Source organism: Fibrobacter sp. UWB1 (assembly GCF_002210325.1).
Classification (GTDB): domain Bacteria; phylum Fibrobacterota; class Fibrobacteria; order Fibrobacterales; family Fibrobacteraceae; genus Fibrobacter.
The window spans coordinates 25791-39280 of sequence record NZ_MWQL01000022.1 but is presented as its reverse complement, the minus strand read 5'-3'; the positions used below and the strand labels follow the sequence as shown (position 1 = coordinate 39280).

The window sequence follows — 13490 nt, the reverse complement described above, 5'->3', positions numbered from 1 at the left end:
AGCCTAGATCTGATGTTGGAACAAACTATTTTTGCGAAAAACCCTTGACACTACCTTTAGAAAAGCATTGCCGCGATAAACGCGAGTGCTACAATCACTGCCGCCGCGATGGCGAACGGGTTCGCCTTTTTCTTCTTTTCGCCGAATTCGTCCGTCCCGAATTCATTTTCTAAAATTTCATCGTAATCAGGCGTTTCGAGGTCGGTAAATTCTGCGCCGTCTTTCCAGCCGGTATTGGCGTCGCTTCCGCAATGCGGGCAGAACGTGGCGTTGTCTTTGAGTTCGGAATGGCAGTGAGGACAATACATAGTAGGCGGTAGGAAGTAGACTGTAGGAAGTGAGGTATGAGGTCGGGCCTGCGGCCCTTTGGGGTATGGGGTGTGAGATGTGTAATGTGGAGTGTGTAATGAATTTGTGGTGAAGTGTCATCCTGAGCTATACGAAACTAAGAACTTTAGTTCTCAAGTTGAGTTATCCTCTTTGGGGAGAGTGTAACGGAGTCTCTTTGGTCACTTGGGCTTCAGCCCTTAGTGATCCATGATCCCCCTTGCGGGGAGAAGGATCCAGGATTTATTTGCTGAACTTATAACGGCCGAGGAGGTCGAAGTAGCGGGCCTTGGGGGAGATTTTGACGGGCTTGACTGTTTTGTGGAGGGTGGTTGTGTTTTGTTTTACATTTATAAAATAGGTTTCAGTATAATTATCCCCTTTAGATTGTATTATAGAAAATCCATTTTCGCCGGGCTTGTATAAAAAAGTAGATAGAAGATTATTTTCTTCATCGTATAGTTCACATTTATAATTATCATCTAGATCCGCAACATAGAATCTTTCTTCTGTTCTTGAAGAATCAGTATTATAGTTTACAGTTCTTGAATCAATAAGAGAATCGTTTCTGAAAAACATTTCCAATAGTTCTGAATAAGAAGAATTTTTTAGTTCTTCACTTAAATAATTTGGAGCAATCCTAATTAATTGAGTATATTCAAATTTTCCCTTATAATACGTTTTAATATCATACAATAAGGTATCTTGTGTTTTTTCTCCAGATACGATGTATTCATACCCTTCGTTCTTCAATACGGTCTCGTTGGTATCATTGTAAAAAATCCAAAAGGCAGGTGCATGATTTTCATTCTTGAAATCCGCACGGACTTTTTCAATAATTCCATTGTTGTATATATATTTTTTCCCTTTCCAGGAGCTGCTGTCATCGTTTATATAAACTGAATCAACGCGAACGAAGCTTTCACGATTGAACATCATCGGCGATTGGTTCTGATAGACGGCATCCGTACATGTATTTGCCGAAGCTGCTTCATTCAAGGCGAAAACGGCAACAGAAACTAGAAATAATGATTTGAGAATCATAAATATTCTCCTTAATTTGCCTTAATTATAACAAAAACCGCATGGTTATATATATATTTTAAGGAACAGGTTGTTCTAAAATGTTCAAGACGGTTATTGCAATATTTCTCGCTATTGCCCTGTGCGTCAGCACCGTAGGGTGCGCTGCGTCGGGTCCGTCTATGCTTCACAAGCCAAGGATTTCGCTAAAACAAAGCCCCGGTAATCCTTCGCAAAAAGTCGTTATCGTTGACGACAGCAAAAATTTTGGCGCCGGGGGATCGGTTGAAGCAGGCGATGTCTTGATCATGACCGGATTGGTTCTTGTTGGGAGTGCCTTGCTTTTCGTCCTGTTTTTGGCTAATTCAGGCGGAACGTCCGGTGGCCAAAAAGGCGGTATGTAAAAACCGCCAGGCAATTGCCTAGCGGTCTTTAAGCTTTTGGCTTTAATAACGATTACAGCTTGTCGTTGGAACCAAGAACGTCAACGATCTTGTGCATGTACATCTTCTTCATGTTTTCACGAGCCGGCTTGAGGTACTGGCGCGGGTCGAAGTGTTCCGGATGTTCGTCGAAATACTTACGGATAGCGGCAGTCATAGCGAGACGGCTGTCTGAGTCGATGTTGATCTTGCAGACAGCAGAGCGAGAAGCTTCGCGGAGCTGTTCTTCCGGAATACCGACTGCATCCGGGAGCTTGCCACCGTGGGCGTTGATGGTGTCCACTTCGTCCTGCGGCACGGAAGAAGAACCGTGGAGCACGATCGGGAAGCCCGGGAGCTTCTTTTCGATGGCGTGGAGCACGTCGAATGCCAGGGGAGGCGGAACGAGCTTGCCAGTCTTCGGGTCGCGAGTGCACTGTTCCGGCTTGAACTTGTAAGCGCCGTGGCTGGTACCGATGGAGATAGCGAGGGAGTCGCAGCCCGTACGGGTAGCGAAGTCGATCACTTCTTCCGGCTTGGTGTAGTGGGATTCTTCAGCCTGGACTTCGTCTTCCACACCGGCGAGCACGCCGAGTTCAGCTTCGACGGTCACGTCGTGCTGGTGAGCGTATTCAACAACCTTCTTGGTGAGGGCGATGTTGTCTTCGTACGGAAGAGCGGAACCGTCGATCATCACGGAAGAGAAACCGTTGTCGATGCAGTCCTTGCAGAGTTCGAAAGAGTCACCGTGGTCGAGGTGGAGCACGATCTGCGGATTTGCGCAGCCGAGTTCCTTGGCGTATTCAACAGCACCCTGAGCCATGTAGCGGAGGATGGTGCCGTTGGCGTAGTTACGAGCACCCTTAGAGACCTGCATGATTACCGGAGACTTGGTTTCAACGGCGGCCTGCACGATGGCCTGCATCTGTTCCATGGTGTTGAAGTTGAAAGCCGGGATGGCGTAGCCACCCTTAACTGCCTTAGCAAACATTTCCTTGGTGTTAACCAAGCCGAGTTCCTTGTAAGAAACTGCCATTTGTTTTACCTCTTGTTTTGATTGGCGACTTGCGCCGCCGGTTTAAAAGTTACGGGGCTAAATTTAGTAAAAAAATCGGAATTCGGAATTCAGATTTCAGAATTAACCTCCAAAAAACAATTCCGAACTCCGAAATCAGAAATCTGAAATTACTTCGCTTCCTGCTGCAGGGCCTTGTCCTGGATCACGAGGTCCACGCGACGGTTCTTCTGGCGGCCTTCCTTGGTGGAGTTGTCGGCGACCGGCATGGTCATACCGAGGCCCTTGGCCGTGAGACGTTCGGCGGCAATGCCCTGTTCCACGAGGAATGCCTTCACGTTGTCTGCACGCTGCTGGGAAAGCTTCATGTTGTGTTCTTCGGAACCAGTGTTGTCGGTGTTACCTTCAATGGACACGTTGAACTGCTGGTACACAGAAAGAATACCGGCCACCTTGGCAAGGCTCGTCTTGAGGTCGGCCTTGAGGTCGGCCTTGTTCACGGCGAACAAGATGTCGGACATGGAAAGGATAATGCCACGGGCGGACTTGGTCACCTGAATCATCTGGGACTGCAGTTCGTTCAGCTTGTTCATGGCTTCCTGCTGGCGAGCTTCGGCCTTGGCGCGTTCTTCGGCGAGTTCCTTCTGGAGGTCGGCTTCACGCTGGTTGGCGGCCTTCAACGCAGCTTCCTGGGCGGCAGCTTCGGCCTGGAACTTCTCCTGGTTCTGTTGCATTTCGGCCTGGAGGCGTGCTTCCTGGTCCTTCATCTTGGCCTTTTCGGCTTCGAGGTCGTTCACCTTACCGGTGCGGGCCTTATTGATCTGTTCTTGAATAGCTTCGATAGAACGGGCCGTTGCGGCGCGCTTTTCCCACTTTTCAGCGGTACTGTTGCGAACTTTCTGGGTTTCGGCCTGGGCTGCAATGGTCTTTGCGTAGGTGTCGCACTTGGCGGCAAGAGCCTTGGTCTGGTCTGATTCGGCGTCGTCGTTGTAGGCTGCGTCGAGGTCAATGAGGTTGGCCTTGGCCGCTGCGAGGGTGTACTTGGCAGAGGTGGCGTTGGCCGGAATATTCTTGGCAGCGTTATCAATTGCGGTCTGGCAAGATTCTACAGCGTTCGGGCCTTCTGCTTCTTCAGCAGCAAAAGAGAATGCGGCTGCCATGGCGCTAATGACTAAAAGATTTCTCGTCTTCATTACTTGGCACCTCCGTTCTTGGTTTCCTGGTCAAGGATATTCTGGTAAAGGAGCTTGCGTTCGACATCGCCCCTCAGTTCCTTTTCAACTTTTTCGTCTTCTTTCTTGGCGGCGGCAAGTTCGGCGTTTGCAATGGCGAGCTTGTATTCAAGAGTGCTTTGTTCGGCAAGTGCGGCAGCTTCTTCTTCGTCACCATCGGCCTGCAGGGCCTTTGCGGAATCGAGCTTTATGTTGGCAGATTCGAGCTGGGCGGCTTCGACATTGGCTTCTTGTGCAATGTTTTTGTTGGAGTCGGCAAATTCAATCGACTTGGTCGCATTTACGCCACCGGCACAACCGGAAAGTGCAGCAAGGGCTATAATGGCCATTCCCGCAACGAGCATTCTGGATTTCATTAAAATCTCCTTTTGGGGGTTAAAACTCGTTTTTTAATATACAAAAAAAAGAACAAAGAGCTTAGAACTTAGAGCTTAGATTATCTCTAAGTTCTACCAACTTAAATCTTCCAACTAAAAATTTACTTGATTTACCCTAACTTTGTATATAAATTTATACATGTGTTTGGATTGGAGCTTGCATGAAATTTCTTAGCCCATTATTATGTTCTTTTGCTTTGGTTGCTTGCCTTGCGGGCAATGCTTTTTCAGCTGTTGAATACACTTTGCACAAGTCGGCGAATCCGACTTCCGATGAGCAAGATGCCTATAAGCGCATCACGACTGTCATGGATTCGGCCGTTAAGATGTATAACACTTATTCGAACCTCTCGAAGTTCATCAACGTCTATTACGCACCTGGCGTGCCCACGGCCGAGGCCAGCAGTAACGGTGACTTGCGCTTTGGTGAAAACCGTAGCTACATGGTGGTGCCCACAGCCATGCACGAGATGGCGCACACGATGGGTGTCGGAACCACGTCGGAATATGCGGCAACATGTGTAGACGGTGTCTTTAGGAATGACAAGGTTCAGGCGAAACTCCGTGAAATGGATGGCCCGAACGCGGAACTCCATTGCGACCGTCAGCATATCTGGCCGTATGGACTGAACCAGGCGAGCGAGGCCAAGTCCGAGCAGGACCTGATCAACCACGTGATTCTTGTTGAGACCATATACCAGCAGCTGTTCAAGGTGGCGTTTTTCAAAGAGGGGAGAATCAAGTCTCTCGGCGATACAAAGAAATGCATGGGGATTGCTTCGTCCAACGCTCTGGAATTGATGGATTGTAGAGATACGGCGACCTTCGTGAAGATTTTCTCGGTGGGCGATAACCCGGTTACATACTACATTCAGCTCGGGAACCGCGTCGTGGATATCCCGAACGAATCCACAGCGGCTGGCATTAGAGCGGCAACCTACGGTTATAATGGCGGTGCTCACCAGCGGTATGTATTTGAAGGCGCTCCGGTCAATACGCCGAATGCTTTCTACCTCAAGAATTACAAGAGCGGACATTATCTGCAAGCGGTAGGAACGACCGTGGTGCAAAACCAGAAGGGCTCCGGCGACGATTTCATTTGGCAGTTGATTGAAAGCTCTGAGGAAGTGGCTGACACGAGTGATACCTCGACGACAGTGATTCCGCTGGCTCGTAAGGTGGAATCGCCGGCCTTGATCAAGAAGGCCAAGTTCGATGCCATGGGTAGAACGCTAGCTCCGGCACGCAGGACCCCGCGCTATATCAGGATGTATTAGAGAAAAGGAGACCCCGGATTCCCCGTTCCGAGGACCATATCCTCTGTGTGGCTCGGCACTTTAGTGCCGCTACCAATTTATTATGACAACACAGCCACCGATGTAACTTGGCTTCATAATACTCCGAACTTTGTTCGGTTAGTATTATGCCAAGGTACTCTAAGCAGCAATGCTGCAAGTGGCTATTGGCAAGTCCGGGGTGACAATGAATGAAAAAACGAAAAAGACTCTCTAAAAGAGAGTCTTTTTTCGCGGGATAGACGAGGCTTGAACTCGCAACCTCCGGCGTGACAGGCCGGTGCTCTAACCAAAATTGAGCTACCACCCCAAATCGTTTCCGATTTTCGGTAGTGGGCGATAACGGATTCGAACCGCTGACATTCTGCTTGTAAGGCAGACGCTCTGAACCAACTGAGCTAATCGCCCGAAATTTTACTTGTCTTGCTTTTTGCCTTTCCAGAGGATTCCAAGCGGAATGACCACGAGGTAGGCGGCAACCAAGATAAGCGGTGCAACCGTGAGTGAAACCGGATTGTCTGCAGGGCCCGTGGCGAGGCAAATGAAACCGATAACCAAGAGCAACACACCGAGAGCAATCAGAATGATATTCTTTTTATCCATCAGTAAGTCCTCTTCTCAAGATTACGAAGCCAAATATACAAAGTTTATGGCGCTTGTCAACCGATTTTGCCCTAAAAATCGCACTTTTTTTATGCGATTGGGCCGAGCGGTCCTATTTTTGTCCAGGGTACTTGACGCGGGTGTGGTACGTTCCGTCCAAACTATCCAGGAAAGCCCGTTCGAGCTTGAACAGTTCCTTAATAGACAAGTTACATTCGTTGAACTGACCTTCGGTAAAGCGGCTTTCGATGGTCTTGTGGATCATGGCGGAGAGTGCTTCGGGGCTAGTGTCGGTCATGGAGCGGCTGGTCGCTTCGATAATGTCGGCAAGCATAAGAATTGCTGTTTCCTTGCTCTGCGGCTTCGGACCCTTGTAGCTGTAATCTTCGACCTTGACTTCTTCGCCGGTTTCCTTGGCGTTTTCGAGCGCCTTGTGGTAGAAGTACTGGATGATCGAAGAACCATGGTGTTCGCGAATGCCTGCGGCTACCAGTGACGGAATATTGTATTCGTTGGCAAGGGCCGTACCCTGTTCCACGTGCCCAGTAATGATTTTGACAGACTGGAGCGGGTCGATGTTGTTGTGCGGGTTGATTCCTTGTTTCTGGTTTTCGGTGAAGTATTCGGGGCGCATGGTCTTACCGATGTCATGGTAAAGCGCCATCACGCGCACCAGCAAGGAATTCGCGCCAATGCTGTCGGCCACGTGTTCGGCTAGGTTAGACACCTGAATGCTGTGGTGGAATGTACCGGGGGCGTATTCCGAAATGCGCTTGAGGGCCGGGCGGTTAAAGTCCGACATTTCCATGAGCGTAAGCACCGTGGTGATACCGAAAATACGTTCCATCAAGTGGATGAGAGCAACTGATGTGAGGGCGTAGCAAAGCACGATATTGATGCTTGCGGCAATCAGGTTCTGGTAGAAAGCTTCGAACGAAAGTCTGTTACGCAGCAGGAACATCACGCTGATGGCGGCAGCCATCGCCACGACGCCGACGATAATTCCATACACGAACTGCACCCTGTAGCGCATGCGGGCAATCGGGGCGGTTGCGACAACGGTCACGGCAAACGCGCAAGTCGTGGCGGCTAAATCATAGCCGTTCAAGATGCCGAAAATCATGGCCGAAAATACGGTGAATGCAAGGCCAATGTGTCGGTCGTAAAGTACGGTTGCGGTAATCGGTGCAAAGGCGAACGGGTAAATCCACATGAGGTCCAGATTTTCTGGAATAATGGAAATGTTGATGTTGTTGATGCTTCCGGACAGGTGATGCATGACCCAGAATGCGATAATTTGGAGCAAGGCAAGTGCTATAAGACTCCAAAGCTGGCGGGCGTTTCTGAACATGCCTCTAGAAGGCGTATTGTAGAGGAACATAAAGAAGAACGTAATAATCAAAATGAAGATAAGGGCGTTACCGTAAATAGCGGTAAAGGTCTTGGAATTTTCTTCTTTTTGCTGGGCGCGCTGTAGGGCGTCAATTTTTTCGAGGATTTCCTTGGTGATGGGGGCGCCCTGTGCCACGATTTCCATGCCGCGCGGCACCATACCCTTGATGAGCGTCACCTTTTTGCGAGCGTCTTCGCGGCTAGCAATGGTTTCTTTTTCGAGGTAGAAAACGTTCGGCATCATGAACACGAACAAGGTTTCGTAGAAGGCGCTCAAGAGCCCCTGCTCGTTCGGGAAACTCATCTGGAGTTGGGCGAAAGCTTCATCGATACGGCGACGGAGCGGCTGGATATTGCTTGCTTCGACAGTCGTCTTTTCGTTGTCCTTGATGAGCGTGATGTTCGGCTTCGTGTAAACGATGTACTTGAAATCTTGCAAGTTATAGTTATCGCGGTAAAGCTGTGCGGCCGTTTCGGTGCTTGCAATGAATGTGTTCGAAACACCGGCCTGGAGCATGCGGTTGAATACGTTCAGGAGCGAGTCACGGGCCTTGGAATTAAGGCTCAGGGGCTTAATCGCCGAAGTCGAAATACGCTGCTTCAAGACTTCGTAAATGCGTGATGCCTGTACCACCTTGGACTGCAGGGTGGAGTCGCTTTCGCCGCTTGCGGTAAGCTGGTTGATTTGAATTTGCAGAGAACCGTACTGGGCGAGCTTGTGCAGGAACGACTTGAGGTCTTCGTAGACGCGGTTGGTTTCGTCGCTGTTGTAGCCAAAGATGGCGTTCACCTTTTCGGCGGCGCGAGTCTTTTCAGCTTCGATTTCCTGTTCGGACTTGGGAACTTCAAAGTTGATGGGGGCGACAATCGTGCGTGTACTTACCTGGCCCAAGTGCGGGCGTTCGGACTGGAGCGCGATGTTCTTGTCGGGGAACATGAAAATTGCCGCGGCAACAACAAGAACCCAGCCGATGATAAAGTGAAGTCTAGTCTGTTTCTTTTTCATAGATATTCTCTAGTAGACAGTAAAAGTAGACGGTTGGAAGTTATTCCTTCCCCTTTTCATAAGCTTTCAAGATGTCTTTGACGAGCGGGTGACGGAGCACGTCGGTGGCTTCGAATTCCACTTGAGCAATGCCGCGGATGCCCTTGAGCAACTTCATGGCATGCGTGAGGCCCGACTTTTGGCCCTTGCCCAAGTCTACCTGGGTGGCGTCGCCTGTGATAATGGCTTTGCTGTGTTGGCCGAGCCGCGTGAGGAACATCTTCATTTGTTCGGGCGTGGTGTTCTGCGCTTCGTCTAGAATAATGAAGGCGCGCTTGAGGGTGCGACCGCGCATGTAGGCGAGCGGGGCGACTTCGATAGCGCCAGTTTCTTCGTACTTGCGAAGTCTTTCCACTGGCAGGAGCTCGGCGAGGCTGTCGTGAATGGGGCGCAGGTACGGCGCAATTTTTTCTTTGAGGTCGCCGGGCAGGTAGCCCAGGGATTCGCCGGCTTCGACTGCCGGGCGGACCAGGCAAATGCGTTCTGCCTCGTGCCGTTCAAGGCTTGCGACTGCAAGCGTTACTGCCAGAAATGTCTTGCCGGTGCCTGCAGGGCCCTTGGCAAAAATGATATCGTTCTGTTCGACCGCCCGTACCAGTTCGGCCTGCGCTTTTGTCTTTGCGAATACAGAAACGCCCATGCGGTTTCTGAAAATCGGGGTGGCAGGGATGGTGTCCGGGTTGTTGAAATCGCTGATGGCCGCGTCTGCCGGATCGATCAATTTTTCAAGTTGTCGCGCCGTTAGGACTTTCCCGTTCTTGGCCGCCATTTTCAGCTGGTCGAGTACAGCAAAGACCCCCGTCGTATCGCCGTTTTCCTTGGGAATAATGCGGAGTCCCGGGAGTCTTGTCTGTATTTCAACACAAAAACGGCTCTCCAATAAGCGGAAAACCGTTTCGTTCTCGCCTGAAATCGTTCGTTTCAGGTCGTCCGATAATGAATAGCGTAATTCGTTCATCGAGAACGTGTCAGCTATAAATTATTCCTCGGAAGCAGGAGCTGTAGAGATACCGAGCTTGTTTTTGGCTTCGAAGATTTCCTTGCGGAGCTTGTGGTTTTCTTCGGTAATGGCGACAGCTTCGTCTTCGGTCTTTTTCAGCTTGTTTTCGTCAATCTTTTCCTTAGGAGCAGATCTCTGAGCGGACGGAGAACCGCTATCGTCGCCATAATCGTCGTCGCTAGAAGAACCACCGGAAGAGCCGGCGCAAGCGGTGAACAGTGCTACAGTTGATGCTGCAAGGATCAATTTCCAATTTTTAAAAAGAGACATTTAATCAGGCTCCATTCTAGTCTGTGATGCCTCAAATGTATATAATTTAAAGCAAAAGTGGTGCGAAAAAGGTAAATTTATACCGAAATTTTACCTATTTAGAGGCTAAAAATGCGTTCAAAGTCGAATTTTAATCCCTATTCTCAGGTTTTTATCTCGTCTCCGCTCTACGATTCCAAGAATTTGTATAAAAAACGCCGCAAGGCCATGCTCAAGGAACTTGATTCGTTCTGCGTTTTTGCAGGAATCCCGATGGACCCCGGAACAGAAGAAGCCTACGTGCAAATCTGGAATAAAATGGTGCAGGAACCGGCGTTCATGTACCTGACGGGAATCAACCAGGCGGGTTGCTACCTGTTGCTCGATCCTAGGACCGACGAAGAAATCCTGTTTGTTCCGCCCAAGGACCCGTTCAAGGAATTTTGGAACGGCAAGCGCTTGGGCTTTTTGGAAGGCGATAAAGAGGTGGCCCGCGTAACGGGAATTAAGGATGTTCGCCCGGTGGATGAACTCATGGATACAGTGGTTGCCCGAGCGAAAAAGCTTCCGAAGGGGGGCTACGCTTACGCCTACTACTTTGAAAAGTTCAAGGAAGACCACAACGACCGGTTCAGGCACCAGTTGCTCAAGGCGCTCAAGCCTACGGGCATCAAGCTCAAGAGTGCCGCGGCTCTGCATTGGTCGCTCAGACTCCCGCTGGAACCCGAACGCATTATGGACGCCGAGGCGGCACAGGCGGTCACAAATAACGCCTTCCGCACTGTACTTGCCGAAATGAAGGCTTTCAAGACCGAGCGCGAATTGGGCCTGAAGCTGGATTATGAAATGCAGCGTGAAAGCGATGGCGACCTCGCGTTTCCGACGATTGTCGCAGGCGGGGCAAACGCCTGCTGCTTGCATTATGTCAAAAAAGATGAGCCGCTCAAGGCGGGGGAGTTGGTGCTGTTAGATTTCGGTATCCGCATCGGAAGCCTGCATAGCGATCTTTCCCGCACCATTCCTGTAAACGGCAAGTTCAATCCGTTGCAGAAATTGCTGTACCAGATAGTGCTTGATTCTCAGGTTGAGTACCAGAAGCATGTGCGCCCGGGCGTATCTCTCAAGGAAATCGGGATGGTCCCTTGGGACTATATTATGCAGGAGCTGGAAAGCCGTTTGGTTAAAGGCGCGAAGGGTTCATACAAACTATTGTACGACAAACGTCCGCATGGCGTAAGCCACTTTATCGGCGAACAGATTCACGAAGGCGAACCGGGAACCCGCTCCTTGGATACAGTCCTCAAGCCGGGTATGCTGATTTCCTGCGAACCGGGGCTTTACGGCGAATTCAAGGCGACCCTTGGCGGCAAGACCTACCGCGAAAAAATCGGTATCCGCATCGAAGACGACCTGCTGATTACCAAGGACGGATTCAGGAATATCTCAGAAGATATCCCGAAAACGGTTGATGATTTGGAACAGCTGATGAAAGGTTGATTTTTTATCGGTTTCTCTCGTCTCTCGCCTCTCGTCTCTCGTCTAATTTCTAAATTTAGCCCGTAAAATTTTAAAAGGCAAAAACCATGAAACTCTCCAAGTACTTTTACGTCACGCTCCGCGAAACGCCGAGCGATGCCACCATGCCCTCCCACATCTTCCTCATGCGCGGCGGCTACATCAAGCCCGTCTCTACCGGTATCTATTCCATGATGCCCATGGGCTTCCGCGTGATCCAGAAGATCGTGAACATCATCCGCGAAGAAATGAACAGGATTGGCGGTATCGAAGTCGATTTGCCGGTGGTGCAGACCGCTGAACTCTGGAGCGAATCGGGCCGTTATCAGGCCATTGGCGAAGAACTCCTGCGCTTCAAGGACCGCAATAACCACAACATGGTGCTGGCCATGACGCACGAAGAAGCCATGACGGACCTGGTGCGCTACGTGCTCAACAGCTACAAGCAGCTGCCGGTGATGCTCTACCAGTTCAAGACCAAGTACCGTGACGAAGCCCGCGCCCGCGGCGGTCTTATCCGCGTCCGCGAATTCTTGATGAAGGACGCCTACAGTTTCCACACCAGCCAGGAAGACCTGGACCGTCACTATCAGGAAGAATACGACGCCTACCTGCGCATCTACCGCCGCGTGGGCATTGAACCGGTGGTGGTGCAGAGCGATACCGGCATTATGGGCGGTAAGGTCGCTCACGAATTCATGCTGGACACTCCCAACGGCGAAGACTACTTGATTCTTTGCAAGAAGTGCGGCTACCAGGCCAATCGCGAAATTGCGAAATTCCAGCGCGTGCCGTTCAAGGGCGACGAAAATGCAGCACTCGAAAAGGTCGAAACTCCGCACTGCGCAAGCATCGAAGACCTCACCAAGTTCCTGAACGTCCCGGCTGAATCGACCGCTAAGTGCGTGTTCTTCGACTTCGAAGGCAAGCTCATCACGGTCGTTGTTCCGGGCAATCTCGATGTTTCCGAAATCAAGCTCCACAACTTGCTGAAGGCCAAGGAACTTTACCCGGCCGAAGACAGCCTCATCAAGGCATGCGGCATGGTTCCGGGCTTTGCGTCCCCAATCAATTCTCATGACACCCGCATCATTGTCGATGAAGCGATTGCCGATTCCTTCGACCTGGTGACGGGCGCAAACGAAGAAGGCTTCCACTTCAAGCATTGCAACCCGAAGCGCGACTTCCCGAAGTTCGAAGTGGCGGACATTGCCGAAGCTTCCGAAGTCTGCAAGTGCCCCTGCTGCGGCGAACTCCTCACCGAGACACGCGGTATCGAAATGGGCAACATCTTCAAGCTGGGCACCAAGTTCTCCGAATCCATGGGTGCGAAGTTCCTCACCGCCGAAAAGACCACCGCTCCGGCCATCATGGGCTGCTACGGCATCGGCGTGGGCCGCTTGATGGCATCCGTCGTGGAAAACAGCCACGATGACTTCGGACCGATCTGGCCCAAGTCCATCGCTCCGTTCCAGGTGGAAATCGTCCCGATTGGCAAGGACGCTGAACTCGTGGAACTCGCCGAGAAGTTCGAGAAGGAACTCGAAGCCGCCGGTATCGACGTGCTCGTGGACGACCGCGACGAACGCCCGGGTGTGAAGTTCAAGGATGCCGACCTGTGGGGTTCTCCAGTGCGTATCGCCATCGGCAAGAAGGGACTTGCGAACGGCGAAGTCGAATGGAAGTTCCGTAACGAGAAGGAATTCTCCATGGTCAAGGTCGAAGATGTTGTCGCGAAGGCGAAGGAATATTTCGCTGAATAATTCAGATTTCGGATTTCAGAATTCGGAATTTTGGAATTAAACTTTCGTCCGTTTTATCCTGACGATCCTATTAATCACCTCTGCTACGGCGGAGGTGTTTTTTTCCTGTTTAAGGTAAATTGAATTTAACTGAGTCTTTCGCTTTGCGCAGTTGTCGCGCCCCACACTTCCTACCGTCTACTTCCTACTTCCTACTTTTTCTATATTATTCCCCGGAAAAAATTTCTCTAAG

Annotated in this window: 13 protein-coding genes and 2 tRNA genes; 4 read left to right on the top strand and 11 right to left on the bottom strand. The window is 50.6% G+C overall.

The window, feature by feature from the left end; all coding sequences use genetic code 11:
* Positions 1–56: 56 nt before the first annotated feature.
* Together B7988_RS13390 and B7988_RS13385 are read right to left on the bottom strand one after the other, a co-directional pair.
* On the bottom strand, positions 57–308 hold the full coding sequence (locus tag B7988_RS13390; protein WP_088658313.1) for a zinc ribbon domain-containing protein: 252 nt from the start codon (positions 306–308) through the stop codon (positions 57–59).
* A 262-nt stretch (positions 309–570) separates the two neighbouring features.
* Entirely contained in the window at positions 571–1371 is an 801-nt protein-coding gene (locus tag B7988_RS13385) for a hypothetical protein (RefSeq protein WP_088658312.1), read from the bottom strand.
* A gap of 80 nt (positions 1372–1451) precedes the next feature.
* On the opposite strand from B7988_RS13385, the gene B7988_RS13380 reads away from it, so the two are divergent.
* On the top strand, positions 1452–1754 hold the full coding sequence (locus B7988_RS13380; RefSeq protein WP_088658311.1) for a hypothetical protein: 303 nt from the start codon (positions 1452–1454) through the stop codon (positions 1752–1754).
* 52 nt (positions 1755–1806) lie between these two features.
* On the opposite strand, the gene B7988_RS13375 is transcribed toward B7988_RS13380, so the two are convergent.
* The 3 genes from B7988_RS13375 to B7988_RS13365 form a co-directional block, all read right to left on the bottom strand.
* Entirely contained in the window at positions 1807–2808 is a 1002-nt protein-coding gene (locus tag B7988_RS13375) for a class II fructose-bisphosphate aldolase (RefSeq protein WP_073323875.1), read from the bottom strand.
* A 149-nt stretch (positions 2809–2957) separates the two neighbouring features.
* Positions 2958–3980, bottom strand: coding sequence for an OmpA family protein (locus tag B7988_RS13370; protein WP_249269004.1), 1023 nt, complete (start codon positions 3978–3980; stop codon positions 2958–2960).
* Positions 3980–4375 (bottom strand): DUF4398 domain-containing protein, encoded by a 396-nt coding sequence (locus tag B7988_RS13365; protein ID WP_088658310.1) that lies wholly within the window; start codon positions 4373–4375, stop codon positions 3980–3982. The genes B7988_RS13370 and B7988_RS13365 overlap by 1 nt, the downstream gene beginning before the upstream one ends.
* Before the next feature lie 182 nt (positions 4376–4557).
* Here B7988_RS13365 and B7988_RS13360 point away from each other — a divergent pair, with 182 nt between their 5' ends.
* A complete protein-coding gene (locus tag B7988_RS13360; protein ID WP_141225681.1) occupies positions 4558–5673 on the top strand; it encodes an RICIN domain-containing protein in 1116 nt (371 codons plus the stop codon).
* Between the two features lie 252 nt (positions 5674–5925).
* Here the strand turns inward: B7988_RS13360 and B7988_RS13355 are convergent.
* The 6 genes from B7988_RS13355 to B7988_RS13330 form a co-directional block, all read right to left on the bottom strand.
* Positions 5926–6001, bottom strand: a tRNA-Asp gene (locus B7988_RS13355).
* Between the two features lie 23 nt (positions 6002–6024).
* A tRNA-Val gene (locus B7988_RS13350) sits at positions 6025–6099 on the bottom strand.
* Between the two features lie 6 nt (positions 6100–6105).
* Complete coding sequence (locus B7988_RS13345) at positions 6106–6294, bottom strand: hypothetical protein (protein WP_073054315.1); 189 nt, start codon at positions 6292–6294, stop codon at positions 6106–6108.
* A gap of 112 nt (positions 6295–6406) precedes the next feature.
* On the bottom strand, positions 6407–8692 hold the full coding sequence (locus B7988_RS13340; protein ID WP_088658308.1) for an HDIG domain-containing metalloprotein: 2286 nt from the start codon (positions 8690–8692) through the stop codon (positions 6407–6409).
* 40 nt (positions 8693–8732) lie between these two features.
* Positions 8733–9689, bottom strand: a complete 957-nt coding sequence (locus tag B7988_RS13335) for a PhoH family protein (RefSeq protein WP_073323866.1) — start codon at positions 9687–9689, stop codon at positions 8733–8735.
* Between the two features lie 21 nt (positions 9690–9710).
* Positions 9711–10001 (bottom strand): hypothetical protein, encoded by a 291-nt coding sequence (locus B7988_RS13330; protein ID WP_073323864.1) that lies wholly within the window; start codon positions 9999–10001, stop codon positions 9711–9713.
* Between the two features lie 111 nt (positions 10002–10112).
* Between B7988_RS13330 and B7988_RS13325 the strand changes: the two genes are divergently transcribed.
* A complete protein-coding gene (locus B7988_RS13325) occupies positions 10113–11477 on the top strand; it encodes an aminopeptidase P family protein (protein WP_088658307.1) in 1365 nt (454 codons plus the stop codon).
* An 86-nt stretch (positions 11478–11563) separates the two neighbouring features.
* Positions 11564–13258, top strand: a complete 1695-nt coding sequence (locus B7988_RS13320; protein WP_088658306.1) for a proline--tRNA ligase — start codon at positions 11564–11566, stop codon at positions 13256–13258.
* Positions 13259–13490 lie beyond the last annotated feature (232 nt).

What these genes read in the sequence shown, in the direction of transcription:
- B7988_RS13365 (WP_088658310.1), bottom strand. Translation starts at nt 4,375, where the DNA reads ATGAAATCCAGAATGCTCGTTGCGGGAATGGCCATTATAGCCCTTGCT.
- B7988_RS13330 (WP_073323864.1), bottom strand. Translation starts at nt 10,001, where the DNA reads ATGTCTCTTTTTAAAAATTGGAAATTGATCCTTGCAGCATCAACTGTA.
- B7988_RS13375 (WP_073323875.1), bottom strand. Translation starts at nt 2,808, where the DNA reads ATGGCAGTTTCTTACAAGGAACTCGGCTTGGTTAACACCAAGGAAATG.
- B7988_RS13335 (WP_073323866.1), bottom strand. Translation starts at nt 9,689, where the DNA reads ATGAACGAATTACGCTATTCATTATCGGACGACCTGAAACGAACGATT.
- B7988_RS13370 (WP_249269004.1), bottom strand. Translation starts at nt 3,980, where the DNA reads ATGAAGACGAGAAATCTTTTAGTCATTAGCGCCATGGCAGCCGCATTC.
- B7988_RS13390 (WP_088658313.1), bottom strand. Translation starts at nt 308, where the DNA reads ATGTATTGTCCTCACTGCCATTCCGAACTCAAAGACAACGCCACGTTC.
- B7988_RS13385 (WP_088658312.1), bottom strand. Translation starts at nt 1,371, where the DNA reads ATGATTCTCAAATCATTATTTCTAGTTTCTGTTGCCGTTTTCGCCTTG.
- B7988_RS13360 (WP_141225681.1), top strand. Translation starts at nt 4,558, where the DNA reads ATGAAATTTCTTAGCCCATTATTATGTTCTTTTGCTTTGGTTGCTTGC.
- B7988_RS13340 (WP_088658308.1), bottom strand. Translation starts at nt 8,692, where the DNA reads ATGAAAAAGAAACAGACTAGACTTCACTTTATCATCGGCTGGGTTCTT.
- B7988_RS13320 (WP_088658306.1), top strand. Translation starts at nt 11,564, where the DNA reads ATGAAACTCTCCAAGTACTTTTACGTCACGCTCCGCGAAACGCCGAGC.
- B7988_RS13380 (WP_088658311.1), top strand. Translation starts at nt 1,452, where the DNA reads ATGTTCAAGACGGTTATTGCAATATTTCTCGCTATTGCCCTGTGCGTC.
- B7988_RS13325 (WP_088658307.1), top strand. Translation starts at nt 10,113, where the DNA reads ATGCGTTCAAAGTCGAATTTTAATCCCTATTCTCAGGTTTTTATCTCG.
- B7988_RS13345 (WP_073054315.1), bottom strand. Translation starts at nt 6,294, where the DNA reads ATGGATAAAAAGAATATCATTCTGATTGCTCTCGGTGTGTTGCTCTTG.